The 393-nt window shown below is 63.1% G+C and carries 1 protein-coding gene; it reads left to right on the top strand.

Going from position 1 to position 393, the window contains the following annotated elements; translation table 11 throughout:
• Positions 1–393, top strand: a 393-nt coding sequence (locus P7F60_RS16165; protein ID WP_277918761.1) for a plasmid partitioning protein RepB C-terminal domain-containing protein, incomplete at both ends; no start/stop codon positions are given.

Below are 393 nucleotides of genomic sequence, written 5' to 3'. Positions count from 1 at the left end.
CGGATGATCGCGCTGGTCGAGCGCCTGCCCGTTCCGGTGATCGAGGCCATCGGCCCGGCCCCTGGCTTCGGTCGCACGCGCTGGGCGGAGATGGCCGATCTCCTCGGCGAAGCCTCGAAGAAGGCAAAGGCCTTGAAGCTGGTGGCGACGCCGGCCTTTCTGGAGAAGAATTCCGACGACCGTTTCGACTATCTGTTCGACCAGTTGCGCAAGGCGAAGGACAAGCCGCGCACCGCTGTCTGGCGCAAGCAGGATGGCGCAAAGGCGGTGCGGATCAGCGAAACGGATGAGCGGTTGAGCCTGATTTTCGACAAAGCGACGGCGGCCGATTTCGGCGCCTATGTCGAAAGTCGGCTGGATGCGTTGTACGCGGCGTTCGAACGCGAAAAACAC

Source organism: Rhizobium sp. YJ-22 (genome assembly GCF_029601685.1).
In the GTDB taxonomy this organism is placed as follows: Bacteria; Pseudomonadota; Alphaproteobacteria; order Rhizobiales; family Rhizobiaceae; genus Metarhizobium.
Note: the sequence above shows the minus strand (reverse complement) of the source record. Positions and strands in the feature narration are given on the sequence as shown.